Raw genomic sequence first — 20,248 nt, 5'->3', positions numbered from 1 at the left:
ACGTCAGCTCCTTGCGGCGCGCGCCGCTGCGGCGATCTGGTCCGCCGAGGGGATGTAGAGGTCTTCCAGCGAAGCCGCGAACGGCACGGGCGTATGCGGCGCGGTCACCATGCCCACCGGCGCCTTGAGATCGCCAAACGCCTTGCTCGCCACCAGCGCGGCGATATCGGTCGCGATCGAACAGCGCGGGTTGGCTTCGTCCACCACCACGATGCGGCCCGTGCGCTGCACGCTTTCGAGAATGGTGTCCTCGTCGAGCGGCGAGGTCGTGCGCAGGTCGATCACATCGGCTTCGATGCCGTCTTTCGCGAGCTTTTGCGCGGCATCGAGCGCGTAATGCACCATGCGCCCATAAGTGACGAGGGTGACGTCGTCGCCGTCGCGTACGATGTTGGCTTCGCCGAAGGGAATCGAATACGACTCTTCCGGCACATCGCCTTCCATCGTGTAGAGCAGTTTGTGCTCGCAAAAGATGACCGGATCGTTGTCGCGAATCGCCTCGATCATCAGCCCCTTCGCATCGTATGGCGTGGCCGGACACACAACCTTGAGGCCCGGAATATGCGTGAATAGTGAAGTCAGCATCTGCGAATGCTGGGCCGCCGCGCGCAGGCCCGCGCCGCACATCGTCCGGATCACCACGGGCGTGACTGCCTTGCCGCCAAACATATAGCGGAACTTCGCGGCCTGATTGAAGATCTGGTCGAAGCACACGCCCATGAAGTCGATGAACATCAGTTCCGCCACCGGGCGCATGCCGCACGCCGCCGCGCCCACCGCCGCGCCGATAAAGCCGCCTTCCGAGAGCGGCGTATCGAGCACCCGCCCCGGAAATTTGCCATAGAGCCCCTTCGTCACGCCCAGCACGCCGCCCCAAGCGTCCTGCTCGCCCGGCGCGCCCGCGCCGCCCGCGTTGTCCTCGCCCATCACGATCACGCTGTCGTCGCGCGCCATTTCCTGTGCAAGCGCTTCGTTGATCGCCTGCGAATAGGTGATTTTCCGTGCCATTTCCGTCTCCTTGATCTGGAATCCTGATGATTGATCTGCAATGCGTTCAGGGATACGACACGTACACATCCGTGAGCAGCGCGTCGGGCGCAGGCAAGGGCGCAGCCTTCGCCTGGGCCACGGCATCGTCGATCAACGCCTGGACTTCGGCGTCGACCTTGCGCAGATCGTCGGGGCTCGCCAGTTCTGCGCGCACCACGCGCTCCTCGAAGCGCTTGAGGCAATCCTTTTCTTCGCGCAGCTTTTGCACTTCGCCGGGCGCGCGATAGGTCTGCGCGTCGCCTTCGAAGTGGCCGAAATAGCGCGAAAGCTTCATTTCGACGAGCGTCGGGCCGCCGCCGCTGCGCGCCCGCGCAATCGCCTCGCCCAGCGCTTCGTGAACGGCGAAGAAGTCGAAGCCATCGACGATCACGCCCGGCATGCCGAAGCCGTTGGCACGGTCGGCGATATTGTCGGCGGCGACCGACCACGTGGACGACGTCGCTTCGGCGTAGCCGTTGTTTTCGGCCACGAAGATCACCGGCAAACGCCACACCGAGGCCAGATTCATCGATTCGAAAATCACCCCTTGATTCGACGCGCCATCGCCGAAAAAGCACACGCCCACGCCGCCGGTTTTCCTGTGCTTCGCCGCGAGCGCCGCGCCGCAGGTGAGCGGCCCACCCGCACCGACGATGCCGTTCGCGCCGAGCATGCCCTTGGCCAGATCGGCGATATGCATAGAGCCGCCCTTGCCCCGGCACGAGCCGGTCGCGCGGCCATAGATTTCGGCCATCATCTCGCGCACGTCCACGCCCTTGGCGATGCAATGGCCGTGACCACGGTGGGTGGTGGCAACATAATCGCTATCGTTCAGATGGCTCATGACGCCGACCGCCGACGCCTCCTCGCCCGCATAAAGGTGCACGAAACCGGGGATTTCGCCGGTTGCGAATTCGGTGTGCAAGCGTTCCTCGAATTCGCGGATCGTGCGCATCGAGCGATAGGCTTTCAGCAACTGCTCCTTGTTCAACTGGCCTGACATGGTTGTCTCCTGTCGATAATGCCGTCGATAAAACACGGTATTTGCCTGCTTCACTGCGAACGGCTTCGTGAATGGAACGGGAAGCCGGGTGCTTCAAATGCGCTCAGCGACTCGCGCATCAATTGATGCGACGCCGCGTAACGCAACGTGCGCGCGACATCGACCGTCAGCGGGCCGTGCCAGTCGAGCGAGACTTCGTAGCGCTCGCCGCGCGCGGGCTCGATTTCGCGCTCGCCATCGAATGCGAGCGTGCCGTGGCCCGCATCGAGCGGCAGCGCCATGCCCACTTCGAGCCGCTGGCAGGTGCGCATCAGCACGCGTTCGATGCGACCCGGCGCGATGGGCGCAATCAGCGGCACGCCCTCTTCGCCAGCCGTTGCGCCTTGCGCGAAAGTCATGTGCAGGCCGTGCGCGGCGTCGCGGCCCACCGGCGCCCACGCGCCGCCGATCGACGCGAGACCGATGCCGTCAGGCGGCGCAAAGGCCAGAAACAACGATTCGATATCCGAACTATCCGAGATCGCGCGAGCGCCGATAAACGGCTGGCGCGACACGCAGATATCGACCAGCGCAATTTCTTCGCGGCCATGGCTCGCGCCTTCGACGCAGCGCGCCACCAGCCGCTTGTTGCGCACCAGCGCGGTTTCGGCGGGCACCGCGCCAGTGGCGACCAGCGCGCCCGCAAGGCCCGCGACCGTAGCCTCGCGCAGTTCGGGGAACGCGTTGTTGGTGCCGGTGGAAAGCGCGATCAGCGGCGTTGCGCCGCAATGCGCGGCCACGGCGCGATGGGTGCCGTCGCCACCGAGCACCGCGATCAGCGAAACCTTTTCGCGGATCATGTATGCGACGCCCGCGTGCGTATCGGCGACGCTTTCGCTCACCGGCAGATCGACGAATTCGACCTTGGGCCAGTGCCCGCGCGGCTCGACGGCAGCGTGCGTTTCCAGTGCGCGCAGCACCAGCGCAGCCACGCCCGTGCGATCGCGCAGCGTCAGCACGCGCTCCACGCCCAGCGCGCCGAGACCGGCCAGCAGGCGCACGACCATGTTGGCCTTTTCCGCCGTCGGGAATACGGATGCATGTGTGGTGAGGCGGCGAATATCGCGACCCGATGCCGGGTTCGCGATCACGCCTACGGTCACGGGCGTCGTCACGGGCGTTGTCTCCTGTCCACGCGTCGCGATGCGCACGCGGACTTGTGATGGCGGCGCTCGCTCCAGTCGTACAGCGATTTCGCGCCTTGATTGCCTGCACTCCCTGCAAGCGTTGTGCCAATCGTGCGCGAACAGCGGTATCGATCCGTGAAACGCTTTTGTGGCGGGGGTTTGCAGGAAAGTGTTCGCGCCGCCCTCTGCGTCTCGATGCGCGTCGCGTCGTCTCAGGCGAGCGCCCAGCACGGGTGCCAGGCGCAGGAAATCGACGCGCGCGGCCAAACCGATCGCTCAAAAGCCCCGTCACACGGGCTTTCGAGACGCTCACGCAGCGTCTCACGCGCGCAGCGAGACTCCCTGAGACGAACGTCTCAAGCGTCTCGCTTGCTGCGCTGCGGTGTGATCGCGCGCGGCGAATGTGCTACAAAAGATTGCGCCGCCCGCTCGCTGCGCCCTGTCTGGAACCCAGTCTGGAACCGCTCATGCCCTACGCCCTAGCGCCCACCCGGCACGCCGAACGCGTACGCGGCGCCGTCGAAGGACGGCTGCCCGCTCCGTCCGGTTCGCCGCGCCTCGTATCGTCGTGGCAGCGCTCGTTCGAGCGTTATCAGCTCGATCCCGGCTCGGTGATCGGCCCGCGCGTGCTGAGCGCCGCCGAGTTGCGCGAGATCCGCGATCGCGAGGAAGCCTTTTTGCGCGCCTCGGGCCAATGCCTCACGCGTCTGCACGAAACCGTGCGCGACGCCGATTACTGCGTGATGCTCACCGACGCGCACGGCGTCACCATCGATGCGCGCATCGACCGCGAGCGGCGCAATGATTTCAAGCACGCGGGCCTGTACGTCGGCTCGTGCTGGTCGGAAAGCGAGGAAGGCACCTGTGGCATCGCGAGCGTGCTGACCGATCTGGCGCCGATCACGGTGCACAAGACCGATCACTTCCGCGCCGCGTTCACGACGCTGACCTGCAGCGCCGCGCCGATCTTCGCGCCAGGCGGCGAGTTGATCGGCGTGCTCGATGCGTCGGCCGTGCAGTCGCCCGACAATCGCGACAGCCAGCGCATCGTCAACCAGCTGGTTCGCCAGAGCGCCACGCTGATCGAAGACGGCTACTTTCTGCATCGCACCTCGGCGTGCTGGATTTTGTTCGGGCATCAGAACCGCAATTACGTCGAAGCGCAGCCCGAACTGCTGATTGCCTTCGATGAAAACGGCAACGTGATGGCCGCGAACCGCCGGGCGCGCGAATGCATCGCCGGACTGGATGCGCCACGCCATATCGACGAGATTTTCGATTCCTCGCACGTGCAACTGCGCGATATCGGCCGTATCGAAGCCATCGCGGCGCTGCGCCTGCGCGCGAGCGGCGCGATGCTGTACGCGCGCATCCGTGCGCCGCTCGGACGCATCGCCTTGCCGGGTCAACACGGCGCGACGCCGCTGAGCGATGCGCGCAACGCACAGCGCGACGAAGTGCACGAGCACAGCGCGCTCGGCCCTTTCCTGCGCAGCGCCGATGCGCGTGTCGCCGACAATGCCCGCATCGCCCAGCGCGTGGCGGGCAAGCGTCTACCGGTGCTGCTGCTCGGCGAAACGGGCGCGGGCAAGGAAGTATTCGCGCGCGCGATTCACGATGCCGGGCCGCGCCGCAACCGGCCATTTGTGGCAGTGAATTGCGGCGCGCTGCCCGAGTCGCTGATCGAGAGCGAGCTGTTCGGCTATGCGCCGGGGGCGTTTACGGGCGCGCGGCGTCATGGCGCACGCGGCAAGATCGCCATGGCCGATGGCGGCACGCTGTTTCTCGACGAAATCGGCGACATGCCGCTCGCGCTGCAAACGCGCCTCTTGCGCGTGCTGGCAGAAGGCGAGGTGCTGCCGTTGGGCGGCGAAGCGCCCACGCGCGTGGACCTCGACGTGATCTGCGCGACGCACCGCGATCTCGCGCGCATGGTGGCCAGCGGCGAGTTTCGCGACGATCTGTACTACCGACTTTGCGGCGCGGTGCTCACCTTGCCGCCGCTGCGCGCGCGGCGCGATATCGCCGCGCTGATCGAGACCGTGTTCGCCGAGGAGGCGCAGGCGGCGGGGCGTCCGCTTGCGCTCGACGCGGGCCTGGCGGCGCGCCTCGCGACCTTCGCGTGGCCCGGCAATCTGCGCCAGTTGCGCAATGCCATGCGCTACGCATGCGCCGTGTGCGACACCGTGCGCGTGGAGGCGCGGCATTTGAGCGCCGATCTGGCGGCGCAGTTGCCCCCGCCTGCCCATGACGAAGCGCACTCGATCGCGGCTCGCGCCAGCGAAAACGAAGCCGACGAACGCGCGCGCATTCTCGCTGCGCTCACTGCGCATCGCTGGCGGCCCAACGCGGCGGCGGCAGCGCTGGGCATCTCGCGCGCGACGCTCTACCGGCGCGTGGCGAAACTCGGCATCGTCGGTCCACATCGGGCCTGATCCATCTTTGCGACGCGAGCGGGCCCCGCACCACTCTGGCGCACCACTAAAGCGCACCACACTGGCGCAACCATGCGCGCCGTTGCCGCAGCCATCCCGCCGCAGGAATGCACAGAAGTATTAAATATTGTGCGGCGCGATTGTATTGCCGCGAAACCGTGGGTATAAATCGACCGCTTCCCGTCCACGGATACGTCAACTGTCCTATTCTTGTAGCGCAGCACCCACCAACGACTGGATGCGTCGTCCGTTCCCGGCTACCCAAAATCAACGAAATGCCCTCAATGGAGTGATTGCCATGCTCAAGAAGTTGCTGATGCTGTTCCTCGCGATTGGATTTTCGCTGTCCGCCGCGCTTGCCGTGGCCGGTGTCGAAGTCAACAGCGCCGATGAAACCGCGCTCGAATCGGTCAAGGGCATCGGGCCGGCCCACGCCAAGGCGATCATCGACGAACGCAGCAAAAACGGCCCGTTCAAGGACGCCGACGATCTCGTGAACCGCGTCAAGGGCATCGGTCCGAAGTCGGTGCAAAATCTTGAGGCTGCGGGGCTGACGATCAACGGTTCGTCCGCGCCGCCGGCGGGCAAGCCGGCCGCATCGGCAAAGAGCAGCAAGAGCACGGCCGCGGCCGCAACGACGGCAACCACGGGCACCGCGCCTAACCCCGCTACGACGACCGCGCAAACGCCGGCTCCTGCGGCCACCACCGCGCCGCAAGCCGCCTCGGACGCGAAGGCCGGCAAGTCGAAGCGCAAGAGCAAGAAGGACGCCGCCGCAAGCGCCGCCGAAGCGGGCAGCGCACCGGCGCCTGGCGCCGCCTCGGCCCCCGGTGCGGCTTCGGATGCCAAGGTCAAGAAAGGCAAGAAGTCGAAGAAGAGCAAAGCCGCTTCGGATACGGCAGCTTCGGGCGCCTGAGCCGCTAGCTGAAACCAGCCAGATTCCATCACCTTTGCGGCGCGCACCCAACCCCTCGCGCGCCGCCCCACTCACCGGCCGCGGCCCCCGCCACGGCCAATTTTCAGAGAGATTGTCATGAGCCTGCTTGATACCCTCGGTTCCCTCCTCGGTTCGTCGCAACAGCAACAAGGCGGTGGTCAGGCCCAACTGATCGGGCTGGCGATGGAATTCATCAACAACCAGCCGGGCGGCCTGAGCGGCCTGCTGCAGAAGTTTCAGCAAGGCGGCCTGGGTGACGTCGCGCAGTCGTGGATCAGCAACGGCGAGAACCAGTCGGTGTCGCCCGACCAGTTGCACAACGTGCTGGGCTCGGACGTCGTTGCGGGTCTTGCGCAGAAAGTCGGCATGGAGCCGGGCCAGGTGACGGGCCTGCTCGCCCAGGTACTTCCGCATATCGTCAACGCCGGCACGCCGAACGGCGAGGTGCCGCAAGGCGGCCAGATCAACACCGAAAGCGTGCTGGGCACACTCGGCGGCCTGGCGTCGCTGTTTGGCGGCAATAAGCAGGCGTAAAAGCGGGCATAAGCGCCGCATTAGCAATAAAAAAGGCTCCCCAATTCTGGGGAGCCTTTCGCGTTTACCGCACGTGCTAGACGCTTAGTGCACGATGCGTTCGAACACCAGCTCGCCGTCCCGCACATCCACAGGGATCACGTCCTTCGGTCCGAACTTGCCCGCGAGGATCAGCTTGGCGACCGGATTCTCGATCTCCTGCTGGATCGCACGCTTGAGCGGCCGCGCGCCAAACAGCGGGTCGTAGCCGACATCCGCGATCTTCGCGAGCGCTTCGTCCGACACCACGAGTTCCATGTCGAGCTTCTCCAGACGCTCGCGCAGACGCTGCAACTGGATCTTCGCGATCGACTCGATGTTCTGCTTGCCGAGCGCATGGAACACGACGACTTCATCGATACGGTTGAGGAACTCCGGGCGGAACTGCAGCTTCACTTCGTTCCACACCGCGTCCTTGATGGCCTCCTGCAGCTCGCCCGCCATCGACTGGATCAGATGCGAGCCGAGGTTCGACGTCATCACGATCACCGTATTCTTGAAGTCCACCGTGCGGCCCTGGCCATCGGTCATGCGGCCGTCGTCGAGCACCTGCAGCAGCACGTTGAAGACGTCCGGGTGGGCCTTTTCGACTTCGTCGAGCAGGATCACGCTATACGGCTTGCGGCGCACGGCCTCGGTCAGATAACCGCCCTCTTCATAGCCGACATAGCCCGGAGGCGCGCCGATCAGACGTGCGACGCTGTGCTTCTCCATGAATTCGCTCATGTCGATGCGGATGAGATGATCCTCCGAATCGAACAGGAACCCCGCGAGCGCCTTGCACAGCTCGGTCTTGCCCACGCCCGTCGGGCCGAGGAACAGGAACGAGCCGTACGGCTTGTTCGGGTCCGCGAGACCGGCGCGCGAGCGGCGGATCGCATCGGCGACCGCGACGATCGCCTCGTCCTGGCCAACCACACGCTCATGCAGCTTGTCTTCGATCAGCAGCAGCTTTTCGCGCTCGCCCTGCATCATGCGGGAGACCGGAATGCCGGTCGAACGCGAGACCACTTCCGCGATTTCCTCCGCGCCCACCTGCGTGCGCAGCAGACGATGGCGTTTGGGGTTGTTCTGTTCGCTGGCCTCCGCCTGCGCGACCTGCCTGAGCTGCGCTTCGAGCTGCGGCAGCTTGCCGTACTGCAGTTCCGCGACCTTTTCGAGCTTGCCGTCGCGCTGGAACTTCGTGATCTCGGCGCGCACGCGGTCGATCTCTTCCTTGATCTGCGCGCTGCCCTGCACGGCGGCTTTTTCCGCGGTCCAGATCTCTTCGAGGTCCTTATATTCCAGGCTCAGGCGATCGATTTCCTCCTCGATCAGCTGCAGACGCTTCTGCGACGCTTCGTCTTTTTCCTTCTTGACGGCTTCGCGCTCGATCTTCAACTGAATGAGGCGACGGTCGAGCTTGTCCATCTCTTCGGGCTTCGAATCGATTTCCATCTTGATCTTCGAAGCAGCTTCGTCGATCAGGTCGATGGCCTTGTCCGGCAGGAACCGATCCGTGATGTAGCGATGCGACAGTTCCGCCGCCGCGACGATCGCCGGGTCGGTGATTTCGACGCCATGGTGCAGTTCGTACTTCTCCTGCAGACCGCGCAGGATCGCGATGGTCGCCTCGACCGACGGTTCATCGACGAGCACCTTCTGGAAGCGGCGCTCCAGCGCGGCATCCTTTTCGATGTACTTGCGATATTCGTCGAGCGTGGTCGCGCCGATGCAGTGCAACTCGCCGCGCGAGAGCGCCGGCTTGAGCATGTTGCCCGCATCCATCGCGCCTTCGGCCTTGCCTGCGCCCACCATCGTGTGGATTTCATCGATAAAGACGATGGTCTGGCCTTCGTCCTTGGCGATGTCGTTGAGCACGCTCTTCAGGCGCTCCTCGAACTCGCCGCGATACTTCGCGCCCGCGAGCAGCGCCGCCATATCGAGCGACAGCACGCGCTTGCCCTTGAGCGTTTCCGGCACTTCGCCGTTGACGATGCGCTGCGCGAGCCCTTCGACGATGGCCGTCTTGCCCACGCCCGGCTCTCCGATCAGCACCGGATTGTTCTTGGTGCGGCGTTGCAGGATCTGGATCGAACGGCGGATTTCGTCGTCGCGGCCAATCACGGGATCGAGCTTGCCGGCGCGGGCGCGCTCGGTCAGATCGACGGTGTATTTCTTGAGCGCTTCGCGCTGGCTTTCGGCGTCCTGGCTATGCACCTGCGCGCCGCCGCGCACGGCCACAATCGCCGATTCGAGCGCCTTGCGCGTCAAGCCGTTCTTGCGTGCGATCTGGCCCGCGTCACCCTTGTCGTCGGCGACCGCCAGCAGGAACATCTCGCTGGCGATATAGGTGTCGTTGAGCTTTTGCGCCTCTTTGTCGGCCTGATTGAGCAGACCGGTGAGTTCGCGCCCGACCTGCACGTTGCCGTCGGTGCCCTGCACCTGCGGCAAACGGTTGATGGCGTCGTTGAGCGCATTCTGCAGCGCCTGCACCTGCACGCCGGCGCGCGACATCAGCGAGCGCGCGGAACCGTCCTGTTGCGCGACGAGCGCCGCCAGCAGGTGTACCGGTTCGATATATTGATTATCGTGGCCGACAGCAAGACTTTGCGCGTCGGCGAGTGCTTCCTGGAACTTGGTGGTGAGTTTGTCGATTCTCATTTAAAGCGAGACCTCCAGTATTCTTGACTGTCACCAGATTTAAGGGGTCCTGCGCCATTTTCAAGCGCCGATCACGTCATTTTTTCCGATTTTTACGGCACGCGTGTGCAGGGCCGCCAGCCGCCACGACGGTCGGCCGCAGCGGCTTGAGAACAACGGCAAGTGAAAGCGTTGCTGCGCGTGGGCTCAATGCTCGCGCGATGGGACGAGCGGCGCAACGGTTGCGGCGGAGTTGGTGGTGGGGTTGGCGGCGAGGTTGGTGGAATTCCGCACGAACTCGATCGGCACCAGACCGAGCAGGCCGCTCAGGCCGCTCGCCGGTTGCGCAATCTCGCCGATGGTATGACGGTCGAGTTCGGCGAGGAATGCGTCACGCGCCGCCGCCAGCGCGTGCTTGAGCCGGCACTGCGGCTCAATGACGCACTGCCGTCGTTCGCCCTGCTCGTCCGGAAAGCAGCCCACCAGCGCGAAATCGTTCTCGGTCTGGCGCACCACGGCGCCGACGCTCAGCGATGGCGAGTTCGGCGCCAGCCGCAGCCCGCCATTGCGCCCGCGCACGGTGTCGACCCAACCCAGTTCTCCCAGACGCTGGACCACCTTCATCAGATGGTTCTTAGAGATGCCGTAGGCGTCCGAGATTTCCTGAATCGTCGCGAGGCCGTCGCGGCGCAAGGCGAGATACAGCATCACGCGCAGCGAATAATCGGTGTAATCGGTCAGTCTCATAACGACAAGGCTCTGGGCAGGGGTACTGAATATCGAGGAGTGGAAGCCATACATTAACATGCAAGCGGCATGCACGTTTTAGCGGGCCTGGGTATCATGAGCCGCTTAGCGCTTCATCCCGACCTCACCCGCAGGCCCAGCCATGAATCACCCCGACGCCCTCGCCCCGCGCGCACGGCACACCGCCCCCACCGAAGACAACATCCGCGAACTGGTCTACGCCTTCTACGATCGCGTGCGCGCCGACGCCCTGCTCGGCCCGGTCTTCGACGGCGCGCTGGCGGGCCGCTGGGATGAGCATCTGCCGAAAATGTGCCGGTTCTGGTCGAGTCTGGTGCTCGGCAGCAAGTCGTACCGCGGCAATGTGCAGCAGGCGCACGAGCCGGTTGCCGGCGTGGAGCCGAAGCACTTCAGCCACTGGCTGTATCTCTTTCTTGATACGGTGCAGGCCCACTACGAACCCGCTGCGGCCGTGCTGTTCATGGAACCGGCATTGCGCATCGCGCAGAGCCTGCAACTGAGCCGCTTCGGCTGGGATTTCAAGATTCCGCCCGAACAGCAGGCATTGCTCGATACGATTGCGCCCCGCCGCCATCCCGCAGGGCATGCTCACGATCTCCCCGAACGCCCGGCTGGCGAGCCGTTTCCGGCCAGAATCATCGGCCGCTCGATGGATCGGGACGAAGTCGCTTGAGTTGGATGCATCACGCCTCATCGGCGTGAACTTGAATGATCGGCAGTTAGTTGCAATATGCCAACCATCCGCCCCCGTTTTATGCGCATAAGGTGAACCGCCAGACGCGCCCCTTCCCAGCTCCCCATTCGAACTCGTTCTACAGATCCGCCTGAGGCGGATTCGTAAAATTTCTTCATCGCTCGTTGGGCTGCGCGGCGCGATGATCCCGATCCAGACGATCCCCGCCACGCGCCGCTGTCGTGTACTGACCTGCATGGCGGCTCTTTGCCCGCGCCTCTTTTCCTTCTTCTTTTCGCGGGATTTCGACGTGGCCGCTTTTCGCTCACTCCTCGCGCGCGGGCACCACCGCGGGCAAACCCATTTCACGCTCGATACAGCGACCATGCTGCCGTTCAAGCGCAAGGCGCTCTACGGCGTTGCCGTCCTGCTGACTCTGTGTGCGAGTTCCGCATTCACACCCGGCGCGCATGCCGCAGTATCGACAGCGTCAACCTACAGCCCGACTTTCACCCGCGCGCCGTTTGCCGACGACATGGCCGCGCCGGGAATACCGCCCGTGACGTCCTTCGACGCCATCTGGCCGTCGCTGCACGATGTCGATGGCGTATTCACTCAACCGTTCGCACACAACACCGATATCTCCCCGTTCGGCATGCGCATGTCGTGGGACGAGCACGAAGGCGCCATGGTCTGCTCACGCCTTGCCGCGATGTGTCTGCCGCTCGCCGACCTATACGACGCGCAACTGGCGAACGTTCCCAACGCGCACCGATGGTCCGGCCATATCATTGCGCTGCCCGCAAGCGATGCTGATGGCGCCGGGCTGCCCACCAGCACGATTCAGGCAGCGGCAGGTTCGATCGACACGACCTTGCGCGACGCGCTCGCGCAGGCCGGGCTGCCCGCCAGCATCGCCACGCAGATCGCCACACTCTTCGCGGGCCGCGTGGATCCCGATGCTCCCGCGCAAGCGGGCGACTCGTTCCGTGTAATGCTCAATTTCGCCGATGGTCCGGATGCGCCTCATGTCGCCTCGATTTCCCTGCTCCTGCAAGGCGAGGCCTACGACGCTCTCTGGTTCACTGCGCCAGAGTCGGGCCAGGGCGCCTACTACACGCTCGATGGCAAGCTGCTCGCAGGCCGCCCCTTCGCGATGCCGCTGGACTATCGGCGCGTCAGTTCGCCGTTTGGCATGCGCACGCATCCGGTCTTCGGCGAGCCGCGTTTTCATGCGGGTGTGGATCTGACCGCGCCCATCGGCACGCCGATCTACGCTGCCGCCGCGGGCACGCTCGAACTGGCCGCCAGCGGACGTGGCTACGGCAAGCTGGTGGTGCTGCGTCACGACGATGGCTATTCGACCCGCTATGCGCACCTGGCGTCCTGGACGGCCGGGCTGCGATACGGCCAGCGCGTCGAGCAAGGTCAGGTGATTGGCTATGTCGGGCGCACCGGCACCACCACTGGACCGCACCTGCACTTCGAAGTACGGCGATACGACCAGCCGCTCGATCCGCTGAGACTGACGTCGCGCGAATTCATCGCCCCGCTGACGGGTCTGGCGCGCACGGCTTTCAATGCGCGCGTGGAAGCGGCCCGCACACGCCTGGCCGCGCTGCCGCCGCTGCCGCCAGGCGAGGCGCGCACAGCGTCCATCATGAAGCCATCACACGTGGGTTAAGCGCGGCAGCAAATCAATCAAACCCTGAATGCAAAGAGACGCTCAAACCTCGTCGGCGGCATTACCCGACTTCACGCCCCAGCGAGCCAGCGCCGCATCGTCGCTCGTACGCGCATCGACCCAGCGCGCGCCGTGTTCGGTCTCTTCCTTCTTCCAGAAGGGCGCCTCGGTCTTGAGATAGTCCATCACGAACTCGCACGAAGCAAAGGCATCGCCGCGATGCTTCGAGGTGGTGGCCACCAGCACGATCTGATCGAGCGGCGCGAGCTTGCCCACGCGGTGCACCACCAGCACCTCGATGCCGGGCCAGCGCTGCCGTGCCTGGGTCACGATGGCTTCGAGCGCCTTTTCCGTCATGCCCGGATAGTGCTCAAGCTCCATTCCCGCGACACTGCTGCCGTCGTTGAGATCACGCACGGTGCCGACAAAACAGGCCACCGCCCCAATCGCCGGATTGTGCGCGCGTAGCTGCGCGACTTCGGTCGTCAGGTCGAAATCCTCGGTCTGTACCCGTACAGGCATGGTCAGTTCCTCCTTGCGCGGGCCTAGCCGCCCGTGACCGGCGGGAAGAACGCCACTTCGCAGCCTTCGGTGATGCGCGTGGTGGGCTCGGTCATGACGTGGTTGCAGGCCATGCGCAGCGCACGGCCTTCGGCCAGCGTTTCGGCCCAGACGCCGCCGCGCGCGCGCAGCCAGCCGCGCACATCCCCTACGGTGACGATGCTATCGGGCAACGTGGCCGTCTCATCGGCGACGCCCAGGGCTTCGCGCACGCTCGCAAAAAATTTCAGCTGAATCTTCATCGATAAAACCTGGGGCTCAGTGCTCAGTAACGGTTACTTAGTACAGCAGTTCGGTGAACGGGATAAAGCGCACGGTCTCACCGGCGCTGATCGCGTGATTGGGCGGATTGTCGATGATGCCGTCGCCCCATACGGTCGAGGTCAGCACCGCCGAACTCTGGTTCGAGAAAAGATCGAGACCGCCGGCCTGGTTGATACGCGCGCGCAGGAATTCGTTGCGGCGGTCGGCCTTGTTCTGGCTGAAGTCGGCACGCAGAGAAAGGGCACGCGGGCTCACGTGCGCCACGCCCGCCAGACGCAGCAGGAACGGCCGCACGAACAGCAGGAAGGTCACGAAGCTCGACACCGGATTGCCCGGCAAGCCGATGAAGAACGCCTCGCCCGACGCACTTGCGCCCGCGGTCGTCCCTTGCGGGCGGCGCACCGCGCCGAAAGCGAGCGGCTTGCCCGGCTTCATGGCGATCTGCCACATATCGATGCGGCCTTCGGCCTCCACGGCCGGTTTGACGTGATCTTCCTCGCCCACCGAGACGCCGCCCGAAGTGAGGATCAGGTCGTGCGTCGCCGCCGCGTCGCGCAGCGTCTGGCGCGTCACGTCGAGCCGGTCCGGCACGATGCCGTAGTCCGTCACTTCGCAGCCGAGGTTGCGCAGCAGCCCCGTCAGCGTGAAGCGGTTCGAGTTGTAGATCGCGCCAGGCTTGAGCGGCTCGCCGGGCATCGTCAGTTCGTCGCCAGTGAAGAACACCGCCACTTTGACGCGGCGCGCGACCGTGAGCGTGGCGCAGCCCACCGATGCCGCCAGCCCCAGCGCCGCAGGCGAAAGCCGCGTGCCGACCGGCAGGATCACCGAATCCTTCTTGATGTCCGCGCCCTGGGCCGTGATCCATTCGCCCGCTTTCGGGTTGTGCAGGATGGTCACTTCGCCGTCGGCGCTTTCGGTCTGTTCCTGCATGACCACGGCGTCCGCGCCCGGCGGCACCGATGCGCCCGTGAAAATGCGCGCGGCCGTGCCCGCCGCAAGCGGTTGCGGCGCGTGACCGGCCGGTATGCGCTGCGAAACCGGCAGGCGGCGCCCGCCTTGGGCGAGATCGGCCACGCGCACGGCGTAGCCATCCATCGCGCTGGTGTTCATGGGCGGCACGTCGAGCGGCGACACCACCTCGTCCGCCAGCACACGGTTGAGCGCGTCGAAGGTCGAGAGCGTTTCAGTCTCGGTCAGCGGTTGGGCGGCGGCCAGCAGGGTGGCGAGCGCGTCGGCGGTCGAAATCATCGGCACGCGCGGAACCGGTGCAGCGGAGGGAGTATTGGGCGTGGACATGAGTGGGGATGGTGGCGAGGCGCGGCGGCAATGATGGCCTGACGATATTGTAGCGGCGGGGAGACGGCGTTGCGCCGCGGCCCCTCTCCCACCGGAGCAGGGAGCAAGAAGCCCCTCTCCCTTCGGGAGAGGGGTTGGGGAGAGGAGTGGGAGGATTAGAGCCCCGTGTGCTGCGCGATAAATTCCTTCACGCGCTTCACATCCGCCGGCATCACCTCAAAGCGCTGCGGCAACGACTCCAGACCCTCGAACGCAGCCGGACGCTCCGGCTCGCGCTCCAGCGCCTCGCGGATGGTTTCGCCGAACTTCACCGGCTGCGCCGTCTCCAGCACGATCATCGGCACGCCCGGCGTCAGATGCTCGCGCGCGACCTTCACACCGTCGGCGGTGTGCGTGTCGATCATCGTCTTGTAACGCGTATAGACATCGCGAATCGTGGCGATACGGTCGCCGTGGCTGCTACGGCCCGAAACAAAGCCGAATTGCTGCACGCGCACGAAGTCGCCGCTTGCCGCCAGATCAAAACCGCCCTTTTCTTCCACGTCGCGGAACAACTGCGTCACGCGCGCCGGATCGCGGCCCAACAGGTCGTACACGAAGCGCTCGAAATTCGACGCCTTCGAGATGTCCATGCTCGGGCTGGTGGTGTGATACGTTTCCGCCGAAGCGCGCACGCGATAGATGCCCGTGCGGAAGAACTCGTCGAGCACGTCGTTTTCGTTGGTGGCGACCACCAGCTTCTCGATCGGCAGGCCCATCATGCGTGCGATATGGCCCGCGCACACATTGCCGAAGTTGCCCGACGGCACCGTGAACGAGACACGTTCGTCGTTGCTCTGCGTCGCTGCGAAGTAGCCCGCGAAGTAGTACACGACCTGCGCCACCACGCGCGCCCAGTTGATCGAGTTGACCGTGCCGATCTTCTGCTGCGCCTTGTAGGCGTGATCGTTCGAGACGGCCTTGACGATGTCCTGGCAGTCGTCGAACACGCCTTCCACCGCGAGGTTGAAGATGTTCGGGTCCTGCAGGCTGAACATCTGCGCGGTCTGGAACGCACTCATTTTCTTGTGCGGCGAGAGCATGAACACGCGCACGCCCTTCTTGCCGCGCATCGCGTATTCGGCGGCGCTGCCGGTGTCGCCCGAGGTCGCGCCCAGAATGTTCAGCTGCTGGCCGGCCCTCGCAAGCGCGTACTCGAACAGATTGCCGAGCAGTTGCATCGCCATGTCCTTGAACGCCAGCGTCGGGCCGTTCGAGAGTTCGAGCAGCGAAAGCTTCGCGCCGTTTTCCTCGCCAAGCGTGGTCAGCGGCGTGATCTTGCTCGCGTCCTCGCCGTGACGCACGTTGCAGTAGGTCTGCGCCGTGTAGGTGCGGCGCGTGATGTCGCGCAGGTCGTCGGCGGGAATGTCGCTGGCGAATTTCGAGAGGATCTCGAACGCGAGATCGGCGTACGAGAGAGCGCGCCAGCGCGCGAGTTCTTCCGCGCCAATCTGCGGATATTCGGCCGGCAGATACAGACCGCCGTCGCGCGCGAGGCCGCCCAGCAGGATGTCCGAAAACGAATGGTGCTCGCCGGCGCCCGCGCCGCGCGTAGATACGTAATTCATTGCCATTGCCCTTAGTTCAGTCCTTCCATGCGCAGCTTCGTCACCGACGACTTCACCGTCGCCAGCTTTTCGATCTGCGCAATCGCCGCATTCACGTTCTTTTCGATCGTTTCATGCGTAATCAGGATGATGTCGGTTTCCGCCTTGCCCTGCGCGTCCACTTCTTCCGATTCCTTCTGCAGCAGCGCATCGATCGAGATGCCGCTATCGGCCAGGATGCGCGTGATGTCGGCCATCACGCCGGTCTGGTCGGCCACGCGCAGGCGCAGGTAGTAGCCGCTCGTGACTTCGTCGATCGGCAGGATCGGCGTGTTCGAAAGGCTGTCCGGCTGGAAGGCCAGATGCGGCACGCGATGCTCGGGATCGGCCGTGTGCAGGCGCGTCACGTCCACGAGGTCGGCCACCACGGCCGACGCCGTCGGCTCCGCACCCGCGCCCTTGCCGTAGTAGAGCGTCGTGCCCACGGCGTCGCCATGCACCACGACCGCATTCATCGCGCCTTCGACGTTCGCCAGCAGGCGCTTGGCCGGAATCAGCGTCGGATGCGTGCGCAGCTCGATGCCCTTCTGCGTGCGGCGCGCGATGCCAAGCAGCTTGATGCGATAGCCGAGTTCTTCCGCGTACTTGATGTCGATGGCGTCGAGCTTGCTGATGCCTTCCACATAAGCCTTGTCGAACTGCACCGGTACGCCGAACGCGATCGCGCTCATGATCGTGGCCTTGTGCGCGGCGTCCACGCCTTCGATGTCGAAGGTCGGATCGGCTTCGGCGTAACCCAGTTCCTGCGCGCCCTTGAGTGCGCTCGCGAAGTCCAGGCCGCGCTCGCGCATCTCCGACAGGATGTAGTTGGTCGTGCCGTTGATGATGCCGGCGATGTACTGGATGCGATTGGCCGTCAGGCCTTCGCGCAGCGCCTTGATGATGGGAATGCCGCCCGCCACCGCAGCTTCGAACGCGACCATCACGCCCTTGGCGCGCGCAGCCTGGAAGATCTCCGTGCCGTGCACCGCCAGCAGGGCCTTGTTCGCCGTCACCACATGCTTGCCGTTGCTGATCGCGCGCAGCACGAGATCCTTCGCGAGCGTGGTGCCGCCGATCATTTCGGCAATGATGGAAATCGACGGATCGTCGACCACGGCGTTGAAGTCGGTCGTCAGATCGACGCTGCCAGCCTCAGTGCCGAGCGCGGTGGTGGCCTTGGCCGGATTGCGCACGGCAATGCGCGCGATCTCGATGCCGCGGCCCGCGCGGCGTTTGATTTCTTCCTGGTTGCGGCGCAGTACCGTGAAGGTGCCGCTGCCCACCGTGCCGAAGCCCAAGAGACCTACTTTGATCGGATCCATGCAGCGTGTGTTCGTCTAAGAGTGTGAAAGGGAATGCGGTAATGCGTGCGGTAACGTGTATCGTGCGCCGCGCGGCTCAGGTGCCGTGCCGCTGGCGATAGCCGTCGAGGAAGCGCGCGATCCGGTTGATCGAATCGGTCAGGTCGTCGACGTTCGGCAGGAACACCACGCGGAAGTGATCCGGCTGCTTCCAGTTGAAGCCCGTGCCCTGCACGAGCAGCACGCGCTCCTGCAGCAGCAGATCGAGGATGAACTGCTGGTCGTCCTGGATCGGATAGAGTTTCGGATCGAGACGCGGGAACATGTAGAGCGCCGCTTCGGGCTTCACGCAGGTCACGCCCGGAATCGCGGTGAGCATGTTGTAGGCCAGATCGCGCTGGCGATACAGGCGGCCGCCCGGCTGGATCAGTTCGTTGATGCTCTGGTAGCCGCCCAGCGCCGTCTGGATGGCGTACTGGCCCGGCACGTTCGCGCACAGACGCATCGACGCCAGAATACCCAGACCTTCCGTGTAATCCTTGGCGCGGCGGCGGTTTTCGCCCGTCATACCCGAGAGGAACATCCAGCCCGCGCGGTAGCCGCACGCGCGATAGCTCTTCGAAAGGCTGTTGAAGGTGACCGTCAGGACGTCTTCCGAGAGCGCACCCATCGCCGTGTGCGTCTTGCCGTCATAGACGATCTTGTCGTAGACCTCGTCGGCGAACAGGATCAGGCCGTGTTCGCGGGCAATCTCGATCAGGCCGAGCAGCAGTTCGTCAGAGTACAGCGCGCCCGTGGGGTTGTTCGGATTGATGACGACCAAAGCGCGCGTGTTCGGGGTGATTTTCGCGCGGATGTCGTCGAGATCGGGCATCCACGCATTCGATTCGTCGCAGATGTAATGGATGGGCGTGCCGCCCGACAGGCTCACCGCCGCCGTCCAGAGCGGATAGTCGGGCGCGGGCAGCAGCACTTCGTCGCCATCGTTGAGAAGCGCCTGCATGGCCATCACGATCAGCTCGGATGCGCCATTACCGATGTAGATGTCGTCGAGTTCAACGCCTTTAACGCCTTTTTGCTGCGCGTAATGCATGATCGCCTTGCGCGCGGCGAATACGCCCTTCGAGTCCGAATAGCCCGAGGAGCCTGGCAGGTTCAGGATCATGTCCTGAACGACTTCGTCCGGTGCGTCGAAACCGAACGGCGCCAGATTGCCGATGTTCAGCTTGATGATGCGATGGCCTTCTTCTTCGAGGCGCTTGGCATGTTCGAGCACCGGCCCGCGGATGTCGTAGCAGACGTTCTGCAGCTTGTTGGATTTGAGGATCGGTTTCACGGCGGGCGGTGGGTTAAAAGCCTGGTTTTAAAGCCGGGTAAGGGCTGAAAACGGGGTTGATCGGATGAGCGAGCGGCGCGAGACGCTGCGCGTCTGGACGCTGATAGCGGCGCGCGGGCGGCAGGGACGGCAGTTGCCCGAACACGGTCGAATGCGGCGGTCGAACGCAGATGAGGCCAGCCTGCAGCTTGTGACTGCGTTCGTGCGGCAAGGGATGCGCCGCACGGATGGCATGAAGCGGACGCTGCTGGGGCTGCCGCTCGTGGTGACCCGCAAAGCTTGCACCAGATAGGGGTACTTGCGTCGGTGCGGCCACCAAAAAGCTATAATTTAGCGGATTTTGGCCGACTTCCGCAATGCGCAAGAAGCCGCGCCGGCCCGCCAGCCGCGGGCGCGAAAGAAATGGGGCGCCAGTGAGGCACGAGTCATCGGCCTGCTTTCCCGCCTTGATTCGCGCAAACGCGCTGCCTGCGACCTTCCGGAATTCCGCTTTGAAATTACACCAGGACTCCAGCGCCGCTCTCAATACCGTCACCGGTTACGGCGCCGACTACGTCGAAATCAACCTCGTTCGCCACAACGGCAGCATTCTTGTCCTGCCTGAAGACCCGGTCGTCGCCTGGCCGGTGGACGCCTTCGACGCCCTCACCCCCGAACTGTTCGACATGCTGCTGCCGCTCAAGCCCGAAGTGGTCGTGTTCGGCAGCGGCTCACGGCTGCGTTTTCCGCACCCGCGCCTGACCGCGGCGCTGGCCGCCAGACGCATCGGCGTGGAGGCAATGGACTTCAAGGCCGCCTGTCGCACCTACAACATCCTGATGGCCGAAGGCCGCCGCGTGGCCGCCGCGCTTTTGATCGAGTCGTGATCAAACGCCGGCCCAGGCGTGATTAGAACCGCTTTCAACCCGGCTGGCGACGAATGGCAAGCCGGTGAAAGCTTCGTCCGCAGCAGGCGCTTAAGCTCGACTTCAG

General features: G+C 64.6%; 18 protein-coding genes. 7 read left to right on the top strand and 11 right to left on the bottom strand.

The genetic code is table 11. The features are described from left to right. Positions 1-3: 3 nt before the first annotated feature. The 3 genes from F4827_RS22460 to F4827_RS22450 are packed head-to-tail and all read right to left on the bottom strand — an operon-like array spanning position 4 to position 3,186. Complete coding sequence (locus F4827_RS22460) at positions 4-1,008, bottom strand: alpha-ketoacid dehydrogenase subunit beta (RefSeq protein WP_183727188.1); 1,005 nt, start codon at positions 1,006-1,008, stop codon at positions 4-6. A 46-nt stretch (positions 1,009-1,054) separates the two neighbouring features. Then, positions 1,055-2,032, bottom strand: coding sequence for a thiamine pyrophosphate-dependent dehydrogenase E1 component subunit alpha (locus F4827_RS22455; RefSeq protein ID WP_183727186.1), 978 nt, complete (start codon positions 2,030-2,032; stop codon positions 1,055-1,057). A 50-nt stretch (positions 2,033-2,082) separates the two neighbouring features. Continuing rightward, a complete protein-coding gene (locus tag F4827_RS22450; protein ID WP_183727184.1) occupies positions 2,083-3,186 on the bottom strand; it encodes an NAD(+)/NADH kinase in 1,104 nt (367 codons plus the stop codon). A 479-nt stretch (positions 3,187-3,665) separates the two neighbouring features. On the opposite strand from F4827_RS22450, the gene F4827_RS22445 reads away from it, so the two are divergent. The 3 genes from F4827_RS22445 (at position 3,666) to F4827_RS22435 (ending at position 7,104) form a co-directional block, all read left to right on the top strand. Then, positions 3,666-5,633 (top strand): sigma-54-dependent Fis family transcriptional regulator, encoded by a 1,968-nt coding sequence (locus tag F4827_RS22445; RefSeq protein ID WP_183727182.1) that lies wholly within the window; start codon positions 3,666-3,668, stop codon positions 5,631-5,633. 298 nt (positions 5,634-5,931) lie between these two features. After that, positions 5,932-6,549, top strand: coding sequence for a helix-hairpin-helix domain-containing protein (locus tag F4827_RS22440; protein ID WP_183727180.1), 618 nt, complete (start codon positions 5,932-5,934; stop codon positions 6,547-6,549). 27 nt (positions 6,550-6,576) lie between these two features. Then, a complete protein-coding gene (locus F4827_RS22435; protein ID WP_409258844.1) occupies positions 6,577-7,104 on the top strand; it encodes a YidB family protein in 528 nt (175 codons plus the stop codon). Between the two features lie 84 nt (positions 7,105-7,188). Here F4827_RS22435 and clpB read toward each other — a convergent pair whose 3' ends face one another. Together clpB and F4827_RS22425 are read right to left on the bottom strand one after the other, a co-directional pair. Beyond that, positions 7,189-9,786 carry an ATP-dependent chaperone ClpB gene (gene clpB, locus F4827_RS22430; RefSeq protein ID WP_183727176.1) on the bottom strand — a complete coding sequence of 866 codons (2,598 nt, stop codon included), beginning with the start codon at positions 9,784-9,786 and terminating at the stop codon, positions 7,189-7,191. 186 nt (positions 9,787-9,972) lie between these two features. Further along, on the bottom strand, positions 9,973-10,512 hold the full coding sequence (locus tag F4827_RS22425) for an Rrf2 family transcriptional regulator (protein WP_183727174.1): 540 nt from the start codon (positions 10,510-10,512) through the stop codon (positions 9,973-9,975). 142 nt (positions 10,513-10,654) lie between these two features. Here F4827_RS22425 and F4827_RS22420 point away from each other — a divergent pair, with 142 nt between their 5' ends. Then, complete coding sequence (locus F4827_RS22420; RefSeq protein WP_183727172.1) at positions 10,655-11,206, top strand: group III truncated hemoglobin; 552 nt, start codon at positions 10,655-10,657, stop codon at positions 11,204-11,206. Positions 11,207-11,516: 310 nt separating this feature from the next. Next, positions 11,517-12,890, top strand: coding sequence for a M23 family metallopeptidase (locus F4827_RS35855; RefSeq protein ID WP_221303766.1), 1,374 nt, complete (start codon positions 11,517-11,519; stop codon positions 12,888-12,890). Positions 12,891-12,932: 42 nt separating this feature from the next. On the opposite strand, the gene F4827_RS22410 is transcribed toward F4827_RS35855, so the two are convergent. The 6 genes from F4827_RS22410 to F4827_RS22385 all read right to left on the bottom strand — a co-directional run bounded on the left by F4827_RS22410 (position 12,933) and on the right by F4827_RS22385 (position 19,276). Beyond that, complete coding sequence (locus F4827_RS22410; protein WP_183727168.1) at positions 12,933-13,412, bottom strand: molybdenum cofactor biosynthesis protein MoaE; 480 nt, start codon at positions 13,410-13,412, stop codon at positions 12,933-12,935. A gap of 23 nt (positions 13,413-13,435) precedes the next feature. Beyond that, positions 13,436-13,693, bottom strand: coding sequence for a molybdopterin converting factor subunit 1 (gene moaD, locus F4827_RS22405; RefSeq protein WP_183727166.1), 258 nt, complete (start codon positions 13,691-13,693; stop codon positions 13,436-13,438). Between the two features lie 37 nt (positions 13,694-13,730). Then, on the bottom strand, positions 13,731-14,963 hold the full coding sequence (gene glp / locus F4827_RS22400) for a gephyrin-like molybdotransferase Glp (RefSeq protein WP_409258843.1): 1,233 nt from the start codon (positions 14,961-14,963) through the stop codon (positions 13,731-13,733). Between the two features lie 203 nt (positions 14,964-15,166). Then, a complete protein-coding gene (gene thrC / locus F4827_RS22395; protein WP_183727162.1) occupies positions 15,167-16,618 on the bottom strand; it encodes a threonine synthase in 1,452 nt (483 codons plus the stop codon). 11 nt (positions 16,619-16,629) lie between these two features. Further along, positions 16,630-17,961: a homoserine dehydrogenase gene (locus F4827_RS22390; RefSeq protein WP_183727160.1), complete on the bottom strand. Its 1,332-nt coding sequence runs from the start codon at positions 17,959-17,961 to the stop codon at positions 16,630-16,632. Positions 17,962-18,037: 76 nt separating this feature from the next. Beyond that, entirely contained in the window at positions 18,038-19,276 is a 1,239-nt protein-coding gene (locus F4827_RS22385; RefSeq protein WP_183727158.1) for a pyridoxal phosphate-dependent aminotransferase, read from the bottom strand. 64 nt (positions 19,277-19,340) lie between these two features. Here F4827_RS22385 and F4827_RS22380 point away from each other — a divergent pair, with 64 nt between their 5' ends. Beyond that, the gene (locus F4827_RS22380; protein ID WP_183727155.1) at positions 19,341-19,568 is read left to right on the top strand and encodes a hypothetical protein; all 228 of its coding nucleotides are present in this window, start codon (positions 19,341-19,343) and stop codon (positions 19,566-19,568) included. A gap of 199 nt (positions 19,569-19,767) precedes the next feature. After that, positions 19,768-20,142, top strand: a complete 375-nt coding sequence (locus tag F4827_RS22375) for an Mth938-like domain-containing protein (protein ID WP_183727153.1) — start codon at positions 19,768-19,770, stop codon at positions 20,140-20,142. Positions 20,143-20,248 lie beyond the last annotated feature (106 nt).

The sequence above is a fragment of the Paraburkholderia bannensis genome (assembly GCF_014200455.1).
Taxonomy (GTDB): domain Bacteria; phylum Pseudomonadota; class Gammaproteobacteria; order Burkholderiales; family Burkholderiaceae; genus Paraburkholderia; species Paraburkholderia bannensis_A.
Note: the sequence above shows the minus strand (reverse complement) of the source record. Positions and strands in the feature narration are given on the sequence as shown.

Coding starts and splice junctions, on each gene's coding strand:
- F4827_RS22445 (WP_183727182.1), top strand. CDS start 3,666: ATGCCCTACGCCCTAGCGCCCACCCGGCACGCCGAACGCGTACGCGGC.
- F4827_RS22455 (WP_183727186.1), bottom strand. CDS start 2,032: ATGTCAGGCCAGTTGAACAAGGAGCAGTTGCTGAAAGCCTATCGCTCG.
- F4827_RS22380 (WP_183727155.1), top strand. CDS start 19,341: ATGAGCGAGCGGCGCGAGACGCTGCGCGTCTGGACGCTGATAGCGGCG.
- F4827_RS22410 (WP_183727168.1), bottom strand. CDS start 13,412: ATGCCTGTACGGGTACAGACCGAGGATTTCGACCTGACGACCGAAGTC.
- glp (WP_409258843.1), bottom strand. CDS start 14,963: ATGATTTCGACCGCCGACGCGCTCGCCACCCTGCTGGCCGCCGCCCAA.
- F4827_RS22425 (WP_183727174.1), bottom strand. CDS start 10,512: ATGAGACTGACCGATTACACCGATTATTCGCTGCGCGTGATGCTGTAT.
- moaD (WP_183727166.1), bottom strand. CDS start 13,693: ATGAAGATTCAGCTGAAATTTTTTGCGAGCGTGCGCGAAGCCCTGGGC.
- F4827_RS22390 (WP_183727160.1), bottom strand. CDS start 17,961: ATGGATCCGATCAAAGTAGGTCTCTTGGGCTTCGGCACGGTGGGCAGC.
- F4827_RS22460 (WP_183727188.1), bottom strand. CDS start 1,008: ATGGCACGGAAAATCACCTATTCGCAGGCGATCAACGAAGCGCTTGCA.
- F4827_RS22420 (WP_183727172.1), top strand. CDS start 10,655: ATGAATCACCCCGACGCCCTCGCCCCGCGCGCACGGCACACCGCCCCC.
- clpB (WP_183727176.1), bottom strand. CDS start 9,786: ATGAGAATCGACAAACTCACCACCAAGTTCCAGGAAGCACTCGCCGAC.
- F4827_RS22440 (WP_183727180.1), top strand. CDS start 5,932: ATGCTCAAGAAGTTGCTGATGCTGTTCCTCGCGATTGGATTTTCGCTG.
- thrC (WP_183727162.1), bottom strand. CDS start 16,618: ATGAATTACGTATCTACGCGCGGCGCGGGCGCCGGCGAGCACCATTCG.